At 63.2% G+C, this 15,170-nt stretch carries 14 protein-coding genes; 11 read left to right on the forward strand and 3 right to left on the reverse strand.

What is annotated here, in order from left to right:
• Window positions 1-33: 33 nt before the first annotated feature.
• Together ASG39_RS20860 and ASG39_RS20865 are read right to left on the reverse strand one after the other, a co-directional pair.
• On the reverse strand, window positions 34-1,134 hold the full coding sequence (locus ASG39_RS20860) for an NAD(P)-dependent alcohol dehydrogenase (protein WP_062596871.1): 1,101 nt from the start codon (window positions 1,132-1,134) through the stop codon (window positions 34-36).
• A gap of 76 nt (window positions 1,135-1,210) precedes the next feature.
• Window positions 1,211-2,683: a benzaldehyde dehydrogenase gene (locus tag ASG39_RS20865; protein WP_062596872.1), complete on the reverse strand. Its 1,473-nt coding sequence runs from the start codon at window positions 2,681-2,683 to the stop codon at window positions 1,211-1,213.
• A 339-nt stretch (window positions 2,684-3,022) separates the two neighbouring features.
• Here ASG39_RS20865 and ASG39_RS20870 point away from each other — a divergent pair, with 339 nt between their 5' ends.
• The 7 genes from ASG39_RS20870 (at window position 3,023) to ASG39_RS20900 (ending at window position 10,527) form a co-directional block, all read left to right on the forward strand.
• Window positions 3,023-4,792: a sigma-54-dependent Fis family transcriptional regulator gene (locus tag ASG39_RS20870; protein WP_062596873.1), complete on the forward strand. Its 1,770-nt coding sequence runs from the start codon at window positions 3,023-3,025 to the stop codon at window positions 4,790-4,792.
• On the forward strand, window positions 4,789-5,799 hold the full coding sequence (locus ASG39_RS20875; RefSeq protein WP_277995978.1) for an oxidoreductase: 1,011 nt from the start codon (window positions 4,789-4,791) through the stop codon (window positions 5,797-5,799). Before ASG39_RS20870 ends, ASG39_RS20875 begins: the two co-directional genes overlap by 4 nt.
• A gap of 85 nt (window positions 5,800-5,884) precedes the next feature.
• On the forward strand, window positions 5,885-6,748 hold the full coding sequence (locus tag ASG39_RS20880) for an alpha/beta hydrolase (protein ID WP_062596874.1): 864 nt from the start codon (window positions 5,885-5,887) through the stop codon (window positions 6,746-6,748).
• 34 nt (window positions 6,749-6,782) lie between these two features.
• On the forward strand, window positions 6,783-7,784 hold the full coding sequence (locus ASG39_RS20885) for an NADP-dependent oxidoreductase (protein ID WP_062596875.1): 1,002 nt from the start codon (window positions 6,783-6,785) through the stop codon (window positions 7,782-7,784).
• Between the two features lie 220 nt (window positions 7,785-8,004).
• Window positions 8,005-8,787 carry an SDR family oxidoreductase gene (locus ASG39_RS20890; protein ID WP_062596876.1) on the forward strand — a complete coding sequence of 261 codons (783 nt, stop codon included), beginning with the start codon at window positions 8,005-8,007 and terminating at the stop codon, window positions 8,785-8,787.
• Window positions 8,788-8,823: 36 nt separating this feature from the next.
• Window positions 8,824-9,810 carry an MDR family oxidoreductase gene (locus ASG39_RS20895; protein WP_062596877.1) on the forward strand — a complete coding sequence of 329 codons (987 nt, stop codon included), beginning with the start codon at window positions 8,824-8,826 and terminating at the stop codon, window positions 9,808-9,810.
• A 108-nt stretch (window positions 9,811-9,918) separates the two neighbouring features.
• A complete protein-coding gene (locus ASG39_RS20900; protein WP_082477406.1) occupies window positions 9,919-10,527 on the forward strand; it encodes a TetR/AcrR family transcriptional regulator in 609 nt (202 codons plus the stop codon).
• Window positions 10,528-10,532: 5 nt separating this feature from the next.
• Here the strand turns inward: ASG39_RS20900 and ASG39_RS20905 are convergent, their stop codons facing one another.
• A complete protein-coding gene (locus ASG39_RS20905; RefSeq protein WP_062596878.1) occupies window positions 10,533-11,102 on the reverse strand; it encodes a TetR/AcrR family transcriptional regulator in 570 nt (189 codons plus the stop codon).
• A gap of 157 nt (window positions 11,103-11,259) precedes the next feature.
• Here ASG39_RS20905 and ASG39_RS20910 point away from each other — a divergent pair, with 157 nt between their 5' ends.
• From ASG39_RS20910 to ASG39_RS20925, 4 genes are all read left to right on the forward strand, one after another.
• Entirely contained in the window at window positions 11,260-11,658 is a 399-nt protein-coding gene (locus ASG39_RS20910) for a MarR family transcriptional regulator (RefSeq protein ID WP_062597062.1), read from the forward strand.
• Window positions 11,659-11,921: 263 nt separating this feature from the next.
• Window positions 11,922-12,932, forward strand: coding sequence for an aldo/keto reductase (locus ASG39_RS20915; protein ID WP_062596879.1), 1,011 nt, complete (start codon window positions 11,922-11,924; stop codon window positions 12,930-12,932).
• 111 nt (window positions 12,933-13,043) lie between these two features.
• Window positions 13,044-14,228: an acetyl-CoA C-acyltransferase gene (locus ASG39_RS20920; RefSeq protein WP_062596880.1), complete on the forward strand. Its 1,185-nt coding sequence runs from the start codon at window positions 13,044-13,046 to the stop codon at window positions 14,226-14,228.
• 24 nt (window positions 14,229-14,252) lie between these two features.
• Window positions 14,253-15,170 (forward strand): alpha/beta hydrolase, encoded by a 918-nt coding sequence (locus ASG39_RS20925; RefSeq protein WP_062596881.1) that lies wholly within the window; start codon window positions 14,253-14,255, stop codon window positions 15,168-15,170.

Raw genomic sequence — 15,170 nt, forward strand, 5'->3', positions numbered from 1 at the left:
GACGCCGTGTTTCGTCATTGGGCGCCTTTTCGGCTATGGCATCCTCACGATCGCCTTGATGGTCCGTCCGCTCTCGGAATCGTGGATCGCCTGGTTGATGTCGGCGAAGTCGTAAAACGTCACCAGTCTGTCGAAGGGGAAGCGTCCCTGAGCATGGAGTTCGGTGAGCACGGGAACGAAAGTATCCGGATTGGATTCACCCTCGACGATGCCCATGAGCCGGCGGCCGCCGCTCATGAAATGGACCTCGTCGAGATGGATTTCGCTTCCCATGGCGGACGCCCCGAGAATGCCGCAGGTGCCCATGGGCGCCAGCGCCATCACCGCGCCGCGAATGACGCTGGAAATCCCCGTCGTATCGAGCGCGAAATTCAGGCCGTAGCCCGTGATCGCCAGGATCTCCGCCGTCGCATCGACTTTGCCGGGATTGATCACATGCGTGGCGCCGAGGTCCCGCGCGACCGCCAGCCGCTCATCGTTCATGTCGATCGCGATAATCGTCGTCGCGCCGACGACATTGGCGGCCATGATGGCCGAGAGCCCGACCGAACCCGAGCCGAACACGGCGAATGATTTTCCGGCCGAGACCTTGAGCGCGTTCATCACGGCACCGGCCCCTGTCTGGATACCGCAGGCCAGCGGCCCGAGCAGTTCGAGCGGCGCCGTCTCCGGCACCTTCACGACGTTCACCTCATGGCAGATGGCATAAGTGGCAAAGGAGGACTGCCCGAAGAAATTGCCGTTGATGCGCTCGTCGCCGACAGACAGCGCGCTCGAACCATCCGTCCGCGCGGCGAAGAAATTGCGCGGAAAGAACTCGTGGCAATAGCTGGCATGCTGGTCCTGGCAGGTCGGGCAGTGGCCACAGGAATTGAACGTCATCACTACCCGGTCGCCGGCTTTGACCTTCGAGACGGCACGGCCGACCTTTTCGACCACGCCGGCGCCTTCATGACCGAGCACGACGGGCAGCGGTGTCGGCAACATGCCGTCGCGCACGACGATATCGGTATGGCAAACGCCGGTCGCGACGACCTTGACGAGGATTTCATTGTCTCTCGGCTCTTCGATATCGATGATTTCCAAGCTGAGGTCTGCGCCCTGAGTGCGGGCGATGGCGGCTGTGATCTGCATGGCGGGTCTCCGAGATGAGGTGTGGCTGGCGCGGGATGCGGGCGCGCAGGGCCCCGCATCCCGCCGCTGGGAGGGGTCAATAGGGATAGGCCGTGGCAGCGTGCTTGACCGAGATCCACTTCCAGGTGGTGAATTCCTCGATGTCGGCCGGGCCGCCGATGCGGGTGCCGTTCCCGGATTTGCGTGGACCGCCGAACGGCGCGAAAGGTCCGCCATTGACCGTCTGGTCGTTGACATGCACCATGCCGACATCAAGCTCGTCCGCGATCCGGAGAGCCCGGGCCGTGTCGGACGAGATGATGCCGGCGGCAAGCCCGTAGTCGCTGTCATTGGTCAAGGCGATGGCTTCCGCATCCGTCTTGAAGCTGGCGATACAGGCGACAGGTCCGAAGATTTCCTCCTCGAAGGCCCGCATGTCCGGCGTGACACCCGCCAGGACCGTCGCTGCATAGAAGCGGCCGTCATGCGTGCCGCCTGCCAGAAGACGGGCGCCTTTGGCGACGGCGTCGGCGACGATCGCCTCAATGGCTGCCACCTGCCCATCCGAGATCACAGGGCCGAGCGCCACCTGCTGGCTCGAGGGGTCGCCTGCCGGCAGACGAGATGCCTTGGCGACGAGCTTTTCCGTCAAGGCATCGACGATGGTTTCATGGGCCAGGATGAGACCCGTCGCCATGCAGATCTGGCCCTGATGCAGGAAGGCACCCCAGGCCGAGTTCGACGCCGCGATATCGAGATCGGCATCGTCGAGAACGATGAGCGAATTCTTGCCGCCGAGTTCGAGCTGCACCTTCTTGAAGTGCTTGCCTGCGATCTCCGCGACCCTGGAGCCGCCTCGCGCCGAACCCGTAAACGATATCATCGCGATATTGGGATCGGTGCACATCGCCTCGCCGGCATCCGCGCCGCCGGGGACGACCTGAAGCACGCCCTTGGGCAGGCCGGCCTCTTCGAAGATCCGGGCAATGATGATGCCGCCCGAGATCGGCGTGCGCGGATCGGGCTTGTGGACCATGGCATTGCCGAAGGCCAGGGCCGCAGCGATCGAGCGGACCGACAGCACGAGGGGAAAATTGAACGGCGAGATCACGCCGACGACGCCGTGCGGCACGCGCTTGGCATAGCTGGTCCGCTCGTCGATCGACGGGATCAACAGGCCCATCGGCTGGGTCGCCAGGCTCGCCGCATGCCGAATGAAGAGCGCACCATCCCCGATCTCGATGCCGGCCTTCGGATAGATCGCGCCGGATTCCCGCATGATCCAGGGGATCAGCTCCGAGCGGTTTTCTTCAAGAAGGTCGGCGGCCCTGGACAGAATGCGCGCCCGCTCGGTGGGCAGGGTTTTCGCCCAGGCTTTCTGGGCCGCGCGCGCTTCGGCAGCGGCGCGCGCAATGTCGGACGGTCCGCCGAGGCCGACGGAGGCAATGACCGCGCCGGTCGCCGCATCCGTCACATCCATCACGCCGGCCGCGGTCGTCTGCCAATCGCCGAACAAAGCGCGACCCTGCCAGCGCTCGCTATCGAGAAAATTCTGGTTTTCGATGTTCATCGTGTTCCTCCTCAAAAATCGCGCCGTGCGCCAAAGCAAAGGCATCCAAAGCAAAGGCACGGCTCCGCCGTCACGAGATCGGCTGTCTCGTCGCACTGCGGTCGTATTGCCTGGTTCCAAGCCTCCTGCCGCTTCCTCCAGCGGTCGCGACTGGTATTGCAAAGGCCGTGCCAGATGCTCTGGCCGACGCGTCATGCTGGTGGGGGAAGCTGCAAGTCATTGCGGACGCTCCTGATTTCAGGGGCAGCAATCACTCCGCACGATGCCAGGTCCGGCATCTTGAATTTCATGAAATTGTGAAATACGCTTTCCGAAATTCATGAAAGTATCGATCTGATCATGAAAGACCGACAGGCGTCCGATCACCTGATTTCCCTTGCCGAGGCCTCCCGCAAGACAGGCAAGATCCTGACGCGCGGCGCCTTCAGCGAACTCGATACGGGGGCGAGCCCGACGCTCTCCGACCTCGCCGAAGCGCTGCATTTTGCGCTGGGCGACGGCCGGATCTGGCTTAACGACCAGCGTATGCTCCTGATCCAGTCGCTCGTTCTCGGCCGGCTTCGGCAGGAGATCATCGATGCTTTCGGGATGGAGGCCGCCAAGGGTCTGTTCATGCGTGTCGGCTACATGCAGGGCGTTCGCGATGCGGAGCTGATCCAGAAGCGCTTTGCGCAGGAAGATCTGACCCATGCCCTGGCCGCCGGTCCGCGCGTCCATACGCTCGAAGGCTTCGTCAAGGTGACCACCAAGCAGTTCCAGTTCGATCTGCGCAAGGGCACCTATTTCGGCGAATTCTACTGGGACGATTCCTCGGAAGCCGCGGAACATCTCTCGAGCTATGGCATCGCCAGCGAGCCCGTCTGCTGGATGCAGACCGGCTATCCCTCGGGCTATACCAGCACGCTCTTCGGCAAGCCGGTCGTCTTCCGCGAAATCGAATGCGCCGCCATGGGTGCACCGCGCTGCTTCGTTGTCGGCCAGCATGCCGATGCCTGGGGGGACGACGCCCCGGAACGCCACTATCTGGGCCTCGACTGGACCGGCCGGCGTCCCGTCGCGGTGAAGACGAGGGTGCCGCCCTCGACGGCGAAATCTCCCGAGGTCGCGGACGGTCAGGTGGTGGGCGTTTCCGCAAGTTTCCTGCGGACCCGGCTGATGCTGGAAAAGGTGGCCGACACGGACGCGACGGTGCTTTTCATCGGCGAGTCCGGCGTGGGCAAGGAGCTGTTCTCCAACGAGTTGCACAGGCTCAGCCCGCGCCGGGACAAGCCCTTCGTGCCGATCAACTGCGCCGCGATCCCCGAAACCCTGGTCGAGTCGGAACTCTTCGGCGTCGAGAAAGGCGCCTTTACCGGCGCCATCCAGTCCCGTGCCGGCTATTTCGAACGCGCCCATGGCGGCACGCTGTTTCTCGACGAGATCGCCTCTCTCACCTATTCGGCGCAGGGCAAGGTGCTGCGGGCCATCCAGGAGCGGAAGATCGAGCGTGTCGGCGGCACGAAGACGATACCGGTGGACGTCCGCGTCGTCGTCGCCTCGAATGTCGATCTCGCCGCAGAGGTGAGGGGCGGGCGCTTCCGACAGGACCTCTATTTCCGGCTCTGCGTCTTCCCGATCGTCATCCCGCCGCTCCGCGACCGCCGCGACGATATCCCGCTGCTGGCCGCGCATTTCCTCAAGCTCTTCCGGGAGCGCCATCGGCGCGATGTCGCCGGTTTTACCCGCCGCGCCATGGACGCGCTTCTGGCTTATGACTTCCCCGGCAATATTCGCGAACTTCAGAATCTCGTCGAGCGCGGCGTCATCTTTTCCGGGAGCGGGTCGTTGATCGACTGGCAGCACATGTTCACCGGTTTCGAGACGCTGCCGTCGCTGGCGCTGAAACTGACCGAAGGCGGTCGCATCACCGCGACTTCGCCGTCTTCCGAGCGCGGCGAGGGCGCGGGGCATCCGATGACGACAGCGGACGCGCTCAGGCAGGCTGAGGCAGAGCTCTACCGCTCGGCGCTCGCCGCCGCAGGCGGCAACATTTCCGCCGCGGCGCGTCAACTCCGGATAACGCGCGCCAAGCTGGAGTATCGGCTGAGGAAACTCGGGCACCCGGGGTGACCGATCGACACGGTGCACCGCTGCACCTGCCGAACGGTGCACCGCTGCACCTGCCGAATATTCGGATGTCATCAAGCAAGCCTCTTGACTTAATGATGACGATCGTCATATTTAATGATGACGAGCATCATCAAACCGGGTCGAGCTCTTTCGTGGCGTCGAACCCGATCGACAGACAGCAAGAGGTGTGTGGCGTGAGCAACGATCAGAAAACGGCGTTTTTGACAGGCGCATCGAGTGGCATTGGCAAGATGACGGCAATGACGTTGACCAAGGCCGGCTACCGCGTCATCGGCACGAGCCGTAAGGCCGGGCCCGGCGAAGTTCGCGACGGCATCCGGTTGATCGCGTGCGACGTAACCTCCGACGCCTCGGTGGCTGCCGCCGTCGCGGAAGCGCATGCGGAACTCGGCCGCATCGACCTCGTCATCAACAATGCGGGCTTTGGGATCGTTGGCGCAGCGGAAGAGAGCTCTCTCGAACAGGTTCGAGCGCTCTACGACACCAATGTTTTGGGTGTCGTGCGTGTCACCAATGCTGTCCTGCCGATCATGCGCGCGCAGGGGAGCGGCCGCATTCTGAACGTCGGATCGGGGCTCGGCTTCATTCCGGCGCCGTTCAATACACATTACTCCGCGACCAAGCACGCCCTTGAAGGCTATTCCGAAGCCCTCGATCATGAGGTTCGTGGCTTCGGCGTCCGTGTCCTGCTGGTCGAGCCGGGTGCGACGAACACCTCGTTCGAGTCGAGCTCTGTACCTGCCGATGCGCCGCTGAAGGATTATGATCGTCTTCGCACGGGTTACACCGTTGCCTATGACAAGTCGATGAAGGCGGCCGATACGGCGCAAAGCGTTGCGGACACCATCTTGCGTGCCGCAACCGATCCGAAGCCGAAGCTGCGCTATCCCTCGGGCAAGGTGGCGCAGCAAGGCGCCTTTGCCCGTCGCTTTCTGCCGCGGTCGCTCTTCGACAAGGTGCTGCACAAGCAGTTCGGCTTGGGCTAGGCCGCCGACCTGCCCCTGTTCTCCTGCCGATATCCGTCGCCAAACGTCTGCAACGCCAAAAGTCTGCAATGAAAGAGGGCAAGACATGTCCAGTATCACCAGCATTTCACGCACCATCCATCGCTACATCGACGCACCCAATCAGAGCATCACGATTGACGGGGTTCCGTTTGCCTATCGTGAGCTCGGTCCCAAAACCGGCGTCCCGATCGTCCTCCTCAACCACTGGGGTGCGGTGCTCGACAATTTCGACCCGCGCGTTGTGGACGCGCTCGCCCTTCATCACCGGGTGATCGCGATCGACTATCGCGGCATCGGCGGATCGGGCGGCAATGCGCCGCTCACCGTTGACGAGATGACGCAGGACACGATCCGCCTGATCCGGCAGATGGGCCTGGAGACGGTCGATCTGCTCGGCTTTTCGCTCGGCGGCTTCGTCGCGCAGGATGTCGCTTTGAAGGCGCCGGGTCTGGTGCGAAAGTTGATCCTCGCCGGCACCGGTCCCGCGGGCGGCAAGGGCATCGACCGGGTCGGTCGGGTCTCCTGGCCGCTGATCCTCAAGGGTATGCTGACGCTGCGCGACCCCAAGTTCTATCTGTTCTTCACCGCGACGGCCAACGGCCGCCACGCCGCCAAGGCTTTTCTGGCGCGTTTGAAAGAGCGCAAGGCGGATCGCGACAAGGACGTGACGCCGAAGGTGTTTCTGCGGCAGCTGAAGGCGATCACGGCCTGGGGCCGCCATGCGCCCCAGAACCTCGGCGCTCTCAAGATCCCGGTGCTGATCGCAAACGGCGACAACGACATCATGGTGCCGACGGAAAACAGCATCGACATGGCGCAACGCATCGCCGGCGCCGAGCTTGTGATCTATCCCGATGCCGGACATGGCGGCATCTTCCAGAATCATGACGCCTTCAGCAAGACGGCCTTGACGTTTCTTGCAGCCTGACGGCCCATTCACTTTTACCTTGGAGAACAGGCCTATGAAGGCTTTCATCGTTGAGAAGTACAAGAAGAACGGCGCCCTGCGCAGAGCCGATGCGGCCGAACCCGTCGTTGGGGTCAACGACGTCCTGATCGAGATCAAGGCGACGGCGGTCAATCTGCTGGATTCCAAGGTCCGAGACGGCGAGTTCAAGCTGATCCTCCCGTATAAGCCTCCCTTCATTCTCGGCCACGACCTTGCCGGCACGGTGCTGGCCGTCGGCCGCGATGTTCGCGGTTTCAAGGTGGGCGATGAGGTCTATGCACGGCCGCGGGATCACCGCGTGGGCACTTTTGCGGAGCGCATTGCAACCCATGAAAGCGATGTCGCGCTCAAGCCGAAGAACCTCAACTGGACGGAAGCGGCTTCCATTCCGCTGGTGGGGCTGACGGCCTGGCAGGCGCTGGTCGAGCTGGGCAGGGTCGGGAAAGGCCACAAGGTCTTCATCCAGGCCGGTTCCGGCGGTGTCGGTACCTTCGCCATCCAGCTTGCCAAACATCTCGGTGCGACCGTCGCCACCACCACGAGTGCGAAGAACGCAGAACTCGTCAAGAGCCTGGGCGCCGATGTGGTGATCGACTACAAGACCCAGGATTTCGAGTCCGTGCTGTCCCGCTACGACCTCGTTCTGCACAGCCAGGACCAGAAAACGCTGGAGAAATCGCTGCGGGTGCTGAAGCCCGGCGGTCACCTCATTTCGATTTCCGGTCCCCCGGACCCAGCCTTCGCCAAGGCGCAGGGCCTGAATGGCTTTCTGAAACTCGTTTTCACCCTGCTCAGCCGCGGTGCGCGCAAGGCGGCGCGAAAGCTCGGCGTCCGCTACGACTTCCTCTTCATGCGCGCCGACGGACGACAATTGGCCGAGATTGCGGCTCTGATCGAGAGCGGCGTCATCAAGCCTGTCGTGGATAAGGTTTTCCCGTTCGAGCAGACGGGTGATGCACTGGCCTATGTCGAGACCGGCCGCGCGAGAGGCAAGGTCGTCATCGAGGTGCAGTAGCAATCGGTCGAGATCCGTCGGAATCCCTCTTCGGCTTTGTCGTTGCGGAGCAGGCTTCAGGATCGACCGGGCGTGATCCCGGTCGATCCTGGCAGGGGCCTGTTCGAAGCCAGACTGAAATCCGATCCTCGTTCTTGACATCCCGGATGTCGATCATCACTTACGGATTCAATGATTACGACCGTAATCATTGAATCCAGGCAAGCAGAGAGTTTTTCGCATGACGTCCAAACCCAAAGTTCTCATCACCGGCGCCTCCACCGGCATCGGCGCCGTATACGCTCAGCGGTTCGCGGAGCGTGGACATGACCTTGTGCTCGTTGCCAGAAGCGTCGAGAAGCTCGAGGCGAGTGCCGCAAGGCTCCGGAAAGAGACCGGTGTTTCGATCGAACTGCTGCCCGCTGATCTGACGGACGAGGCGCAGCTTTCGTCGGTCGAGACGCGGCTGCGCGACGACGCCTCGATCGGCATTCTCGTCAACAATGCCGGCGGCAATGTCGGCGGCACATTCGTCACGCAGGACATTGCGGATCTGACGAAGCTGGTGACCTTGAACGCCACCAGCGTGTTGCGTCTTGCTCATGCGGTCGCGCCGCGTTTTGCGGAAAAGGGTGAGGGCGCCATCATCAACATCAGCTCCGTCCTGGCGCTGGCGCCCGAATGGGCCACATCCGTCTACACCGCGACGAAAGCGTTCGTGCTGTCTCTGTCCCAGGCGCTTCACGGCGAACTTGCACCGCGCGGCGTCTACGTCCAGGCCGTGGCTCCGGCCGCAACCCGAACCGACCTCTGGAATCTGGTCGAGGAGGACAAGCGTCCCCCGCTGATGGAGGTTTCCGAACTGGTCGATGCCGCCCTGGTCGGCTTCGATCGCCGCGAGGCCGTGACGATCCCGCATCTGCACGACGAGGCGCACTGGCAGGCCCTGGAGGCCGCCCGCAAGGTGTTGCTGCAGGATACGGGCCACATAACGGCCGCCGCCCGATATGCCGCATCGAAGTGATGCGAACAGGCTTTTGGAAGTGAAGGGATCTATGAGATGAGTTTCAAGGCTCTGCTGGCAGACAAGGCCGGCGATGCGATTTCCGCAAGCATTGTGGATTTCGATGAGAAGGATCTGATGGCAGGCGATGTGACCGTTGCCGTCGAATACTCCACGGTCAACTACAAGGATGGCATGGCCCTGACGGGCGCTGCGCCCATCATCCAGACCTTCCCGCTGATCGCCGGCGTCGATTTCGCCGGCGTGGTCGAGGCCTCGTCCTATCCGGGCATCCAGGTTGGCGACCGTGTCGTCGCCAACAGTTGGGGCCTGAGCCAGACCCATCATGGCGGATATGCCCAGAAGGCGCGTGTCAGCGGCGACTGGCTGGTGAAGCTGCCGGGCAATATTTCCACGAAGGACGCCATGGCGCTCGGGACGGCCGGCTACACGGCGATGCTCTGCGTTCTCGCGCTCGAACATGGTGGCCTGACGCCGGAGCGCGGCGATATTCTGGTCACGGGCGCCAATGGCGGCGTCGGCTCGATTGCGATCGCGCTTCTGTCGAAGCTCGGCTATCGCGTCGTCGCTTCGACCGGCCGGCCCGAGGAAGCGGACTACCTGCGGACGCTCGGGGCGGCGGAGATCATCGATCGCAAGACGCTTTCGGAACCCGGCGGTCCGATCGCCTCCGAGCGTTGGGCCGGCGCCGTCGACTCGGTCGGCAGCCACACGCTTGCCAATGTGCTGGCCCAGACGACGTATCGCGGGGTTGTCACCGCCTGCGGGCTGGCGCAGGGGCTCGACCTGCCGGCGACGGTCCTGCCGTTCATTCTGAGAAACGTCACGCTTGCCGGCATCGATTCCGTCAACGCGCCGCAGGCCGTGCGGCTCGAAGCCTGGCGTCGCCTTGCCATCGATCTCGATATCGAGAAGCTGGCGAGAACGGTGACGATGGTCGGGCTTTCGGACGTCGCGGCGCTCGCTCCAAAGATCCTGAAGGGTGAGGTGCAGGGCCGAACCGTCGTCGACGTGAACGCCTGAGAGCGGCTTCGCGGCGACGGGACCTCGTCCTTGCCGCCGCGCAGCAGTCACCGTCGCGATCATCTGCGGGTCATCCGACGAGATGCCTCCAAGCAGGAGAAAAGCGTCATGAAGGTCACGCGTGAACAGGTTGCGGAAAACAGACGGCGTATCCTCGATTCGGCGAGCCGGCTTTTCCGAAGCAGGGGCGTGGACGCCGTCAGTGTGGCGGACGTCATGCAAGGCGCCGGCCTGACCCATGGCGCCTTCTACCGCCATTTTGCCTCCAAGGACGACCTGGTCGCCGAGGCACTCGCCCATATCCTGACGTCGGACGGCGACGCGCCGTTCAGCCTTCGTGGTTACCTGGAGCAATATCTCTCCGCCGAACATCGGGACAATCCTGCGGAGGGATGCCCGTTCGCCGCCCTGGCGTCGGAGATGCGACATCAGAGCCCGCAGGCTCGCGCCGTGATGACGGCAGGCGCTCGCCAGATCATCGAGATGATGTCGACCGATATCCCGGCCAGCGCAGAAACGGCGGAGCGTCAGACGGCGATCGGCAACTGGGCGGCAATGGTCGGAGCCATGATGATTGCGAGGGCCGTCGATGACGGCGCGCTGTCAGACCGGATTCTCGACGAGACACGTCGCTTTGTCGAATCCAGCATCAAGCCCGTCGCGAGTACCGATCCCGAGACCGGAGCCCTGGAGGCGCCGTGTCCGCCGAACGGCTGACGCCTTTATTTTGCGAGGACAGCTTTGGCGGCTGCATCCAGAATTTCCGTCGAAAGCGCTTTGCTCTCCACAGCCCGCGCCAGAACCAGAGCGCCGATCATCGTCGCCATGGTCGCAATCGCGACCTCGCGGTCGGATGCCTCGCCCTTCGTCTCGACAATGGGTTGAAGCAAAGCCAGTTGTTCCTCGACGCCGCGCTGCATGACCCGGCGAACCTCCGGGCCGTGGCGCGCAACATCCGAGCCGAGCGCCGCAAAGGCACAGCCTTTCGAGACGCCATCACGATGCTGATCCGACAGATAAAAGCTGACGGCTTTCTCCAAAGCTTCGCTCGTGTCATTTCCGATCAGGGACGACATCCGTTGCGCGGTCTGATCGAGCGCCGCGCGTGTCGCCTTGGCGATGAGGTCGTCCTTGGAGTCGAACTGCTTGTAAAAGCCGCCATGGGTGAGGCCGGCGGCCTGCATCAGGGTGCTGACCCCGACGCCGTCGAATCCCTTTTCTCGAAATAACCGGCTGGAGGTCTCGATGACCTGCTGCCGGTTTTCCTCCGCCTTTTCCTTCGTGACTTTCATGGCTGATCTCTCTTGCCTGGACGCCCATTATATATGATGATTGGCATCTTACTCAATGGGTGTCGTGTGACGGATGAGGCGGATGCACCTCAAGTTGCCACCGAAACCGGAACTGAGGATCTCGACATGGGGTATATATGGGTATATACACGCAATCATGAACCCGTGTTATTCAGTGATGTTGCGAGAAGCCTCCCGGAAGGTCTCATCGATCTATGACGAAGCCCTGTCGCCTCTCGGGATCAACATCGCCCAGTTTTCACTCCTCCGGCGCATTGAGCGTCTTCAGCCGGTCAGCATGACCGATCTCGCTCGGAGTGCTCGGCTCGATCGCTCGACGATCGGGCGGAACGCGAAAGTCCTCGAAAAGAGGGGGCTTGTCGGCGCAGGGCGTGGCGATCTGGACCAACGGGAAGCGACGATTACGCTGACCGAAGCAGGTGCCGGTTTGCTTGCGGAGGCCGGCCCGGTCTGGAGTGCGTGTCAGACAGCCATGGAGGCGCGGCTCGGGCCGGTGAAGATTACCGCATTGGAGGAGATCCTTCGCTCCATCTGAATTTTTTCACGGCTCTATACGTGTATATACCCGTATATGGGAATGGTTTCGACATCAACGCCACGTGACCACTCATGGCGAAGACGCTTGGCAGCACGGCCTGCATCGCGGTCCGTAGCAATACGACGATCACCCTCCGCTGTGTGCTTCGGCGATCGGATCGGCACGAAGGCGGTCGCCGCCGTTGCCACGTTCGCCATCCAAACGCATCGACAATCCATCGGCCGCAATCGGCTTGATGACCTGACAGGGAAGGAAGCATCATGAACTACACGTCCTTTGGAAGCACAGGGTTGCGGGTCTCACAGATCGCGCTTGGCACCGCTAATTTCGGCACACGCTGGGGTCACGGCGCGACGCCGGAGGAGGCCGCGCAGATCTTCAACACCTATGCCGAGGCCGGCGGCAACATGATCGATACGGCCGATATCTACCAGTTCGGCCAGTCGGAGGAGATCCTGGGCGACCTGTTGCACGATCGGCGCGACCATTTCGTGCTGGCGACAAAATACACCAGCGGGGCAGCCCCCGACGCCGATCGGCTCGTGACGGGCAACAGTCGCAAGGCCATGGTCGCCTCGCTGGAAGCCAGCTTGAAACGGCTGAAGACCGACCGCATCGATCTGTTCTGGGTTCATCATCCCGATGGGCTGACCCCGTCCGAGGAGATCGTCCGCGGGCTGGACGATCTCGCCCGCGCCGGCAAGATCCTCTATGCGGGCCTCTCGAATTTCCCCGCCTGGCGACTGTCGCGTGCGGTGACCATTGCCGAACTCACGCGCGCCGTCCCGATTGCGGCCGCGCAGTTCGAGCACAGCCTCGTGCGCCGCGAACCCGAGGCCGATCTGTTTCCGGCGGCCAAGGCGCTGGGCCTCGGCATCGTCACCTGGTCTCCGCTCGGTGGCGGTGTGTTGACAGGCAAGTATCGGAAGGGCGAAATCGGGCGTGCGGAAAAGATGGGCGGACGCGTCTTCCAGGCCGAAAACAGCGAGCAGCGCACCCGCATTCTCGACACGGTCCTCGGCATCGCGGAAGAACTCGAAACGACCCCGGATCGCGTGGCCATTGCTTGGTCCGCCAGCCATGGGAGCATCCCGCTCATTGGTCCGAGATCGCTGGATCAGCTGAAGGCCAATATCGGCGCGGTGTCGATCGCGCTCTCCCAGGATCACATCCATCGCCTGAACGAGGCCAGTGACCTCGCGGCCCCGGGGGCTGCGCTCACGGCAAGTTCTCAGGACGCCAGTGTCACGCCCGTCAGGGTCGTTGCCTAGAGCAAAGGCAGATGGCGGTGCCCGGCCGCGGTTGGCTGAAACACAGAAGAACACCGTCAGCGCTTCGTTGACGGTTCGCTTCATCGAATGGACATCACAGGGAGAAACGCAATGGCAAACAGAGAGATCATTCTGGCGAGACCCGTGCGCACCGCGATCGGGGCGTATAATGGCGCGCTCAAGGGCGTTGCCGCGACGGAGCTCGGCGCCGTCGTCGTGCGCGAGGCGCTGCGGCGCGCGAACCTTTCCGGCGACGAAATCGGCTCGGTCGTCATGGGCAATGTCATCCAGGCCGGAAATCGCATGAACCCGGCCCGGCAGGCCGCCATCAATGGCGGGCTGCCCGTGTCCGTCCCGGCATTCACTGTCAACCGGGTCTGCGGCTCGGGCGCGCAGGCCATCGTCAGCGCCGCCCAGGACATCGGATCCGGTCAGATCAAGGCGGCGGTTGCCGGTGGAATGGAGAATATGGACCGCGCACCCTACCTGATGGATGGCGGGCGCTGGGGCTATCGCATGGGCCCGGCCCAGATCCTCGACAGCATGCTGACGGACGGGCTCGAAGACGCGTTCTCCGGCGAGCACTCCGGCTGGCATACGGAGGATCTCGTGACGCGCCTGCAGATCACGCGCGAGGCGCAGGACGTTTTCGCCGCACGCTCCCAGCAGCGCTTCGCTGCGGCCCAGGCGGCAGGTGCCTTCAAGGACGAGATCGTTCCGGTCGAGATCAAGGGCCGCAAGGGCCCGGAGATTTTCGCCGCCGATGAAGCGCCGCGGCCCGATACGACGACCGAAACGCTGTCCAGGCTGAAGCCCGCGTTTCGCAAGGACGGTACCATCACCGCCGGCAACGCGCCGGGCCTCAACAGTGGCGCGTCAGCGATGGTCGTTGCGGAGCGGGACTTTGCCGAGACGATGGGCGTCGAGCCGGTTGCCCGCCTGGTCGGTTACGGCGTCGGCGCGGTCGAGCCGGGTCTCTTCGGACTGGGGCCTGTTCCGGCGGTCCGCCGGGCGCTCGACCATGCCCGATGGTCGCTCGGCGATATCGAGCGCATCGAGATCAACGAGGCTTTCGCCGCCGTTCCGCTCGCCGTCATCCGCGAACTCGGTCTTCCCGACGATATCGTCAATGTCGATGGCGGTGCCATCGCTCACGGACATGCGATCGGGGCAACCGGGGCCGTTCTGGTGACGCGTCTTCTTCATTCGATGCGGCGCGATGGCGTGAAGCGGGGCATGGTGACGCTCTGTATCGGTGGCGGGCAGGGGATCGCTCTGGCGCTGGAAACGCTGTAGCCAGCCCGATCCGAGGAGATCCAGATGTTCGAAACCTTCGAAAGCGGCAGCCTTGCACTGGAGGATGTCGACATCTCCTATGTCGCCGCCGGTGCGGGCGAGCCCGTCTTGCTGTTGCATGGTTTTCCGCAGAACCGCGCGCTCTGGGCGAAAATCGCCCCGACGCTCGTGGCGCAGGGCTACCGCGTCATTTGCCCGGATCTTCGCGGCTATGGGCAATCGTCCAAGCCTGCCGCGGCGCCGGATCTTTCGAACTATGGCTTTCGCGCCATGGCCGGCGATCAGATCGCGCTGATGACGCGTCTCGGATATCCGAAGTTCCATGTGGTGGGGCATGATCGCGGCGCCCGCGTGGCGCACCGGCTGTGCCTGGACCATGCGGACGCCGTAGCAAGTGTGACTCTCATGGATATCGTGCCGACGCTGGAATTGCTCGCCGATCTGCGCAAGGAGGTGGCGCAAAGCTACTGGCACTGGTTCTTCCTGGCCCAACCGGCCCCGTTTCCGGAGCAGGTGATCCAGTCCAACCCGGACCTTTTCTATGAAGCCTGCCTGTTTGGCTGGGGTGGTGCCAAGGCAGCGGATTTTGCGCCGGACCAGCTCGCCGCCTATCGCGCCTCATGGCACGACCCTGATGCCATTGCCGGCGGTTGCAACGACTATCGCGCGGCCCTGCAGGTGGATTTTGCCGATGATCTCGCGGATCGAGGCGGCTTGATCGAGGCGCCTGCCATGATTCTCTACGGGGCGTCGGGCGCCATGGGGAGGCTCTACGACATCCCGGCGGTCTGGGAGCGTTTCTGTGCCAAGCTTGAGGCACACGCCATCCCGGGCGGACATTTCTTCCCCGACATCGAACCCGACCGCGTCAGCGATCACCTGAGCCGCTTCCTGCGGCAGCATTCGATGGTGACGACGCAGACCGGGGATCGGACGGCATAG

Origin of the sequence: Rhizobium sp. Leaf371 (assembly GCF_001424045.1) — a bacterium.
Classification (GTDB): Bacteria; Pseudomonadota; Alphaproteobacteria; order Rhizobiales; family Rhizobiaceae; genus Ferranicluibacter.

Coding starts and splice junctions, on each gene's coding strand:
- ASG39_RS20860 (WP_062596871.1), bottom strand. CDS start 1,134: ATGCAGATCACAGCCGCCATCGCCCGCACTCAGGGCGCAGACCTCAGC.
- ASG39_RS20865 (WP_062596872.1), bottom strand. CDS start 2,683: ATGAACATCGAAAACCAGAATTTTCTCGATAGCGAGCGCTGGCAGGGT.
- ASG39_RS20870 (WP_062596873.1), top strand. CDS start 3,023: ATGAAAGACCGACAGGCGTCCGATCACCTGATTTCCCTTGCCGAGGCC.
- ASG39_RS20880 (WP_062596874.1), top strand. CDS start 5,885: ATGTCCAGTATCACCAGCATTTCACGCACCATCCATCGCTACATCGAC.
- ASG39_RS20885 (WP_062596875.1), top strand. CDS start 6,783: ATGAAGGCTTTCATCGTTGAGAAGTACAAGAAGAACGGCGCCCTGCGC.
- ASG39_RS20890 (WP_062596876.1), top strand. CDS start 8,005: ATGACGTCCAAACCCAAAGTTCTCATCACCGGCGCCTCCACCGGCATC.
- ASG39_RS20895 (WP_062596877.1), top strand. CDS start 8,824: ATGAGTTTCAAGGCTCTGCTGGCAGACAAGGCCGGCGATGCGATTTCC.
- ASG39_RS20900 (WP_082477406.1), top strand. CDS start 9,919: ATGAAGGTCACGCGTGAACAGGTTGCGGAAAACAGACGGCGTATCCTC.
- ASG39_RS20905 (WP_062596878.1), bottom strand. CDS start 11,102: ATGAAAGTCACGAAGGAAAAGGCGGAGGAAAACCGGCAGCAGGTCATC.
- ASG39_RS20910 (WP_062597062.1), top strand. CDS start 11,260: ATGAACCCGTGTTATTCAGTGATGTTGCGAGAAGCCTCCCGGAAGGTC.
- ASG39_RS20915 (WP_062596879.1), top strand. CDS start 11,922: ATGAACTACACGTCCTTTGGAAGCACAGGGTTGCGGGTCTCACAGATC.
- ASG39_RS20920 (WP_062596880.1), top strand. CDS start 13,044: ATGGCAAACAGAGAGATCATTCTGGCGAGACCCGTGCGCACCGCGATC.
- ASG39_RS20925 (WP_062596881.1), top strand. CDS start 14,253: ATGTTCGAAACCTTCGAAAGCGGCAGCCTTGCACTGGAGGATGTCGAC.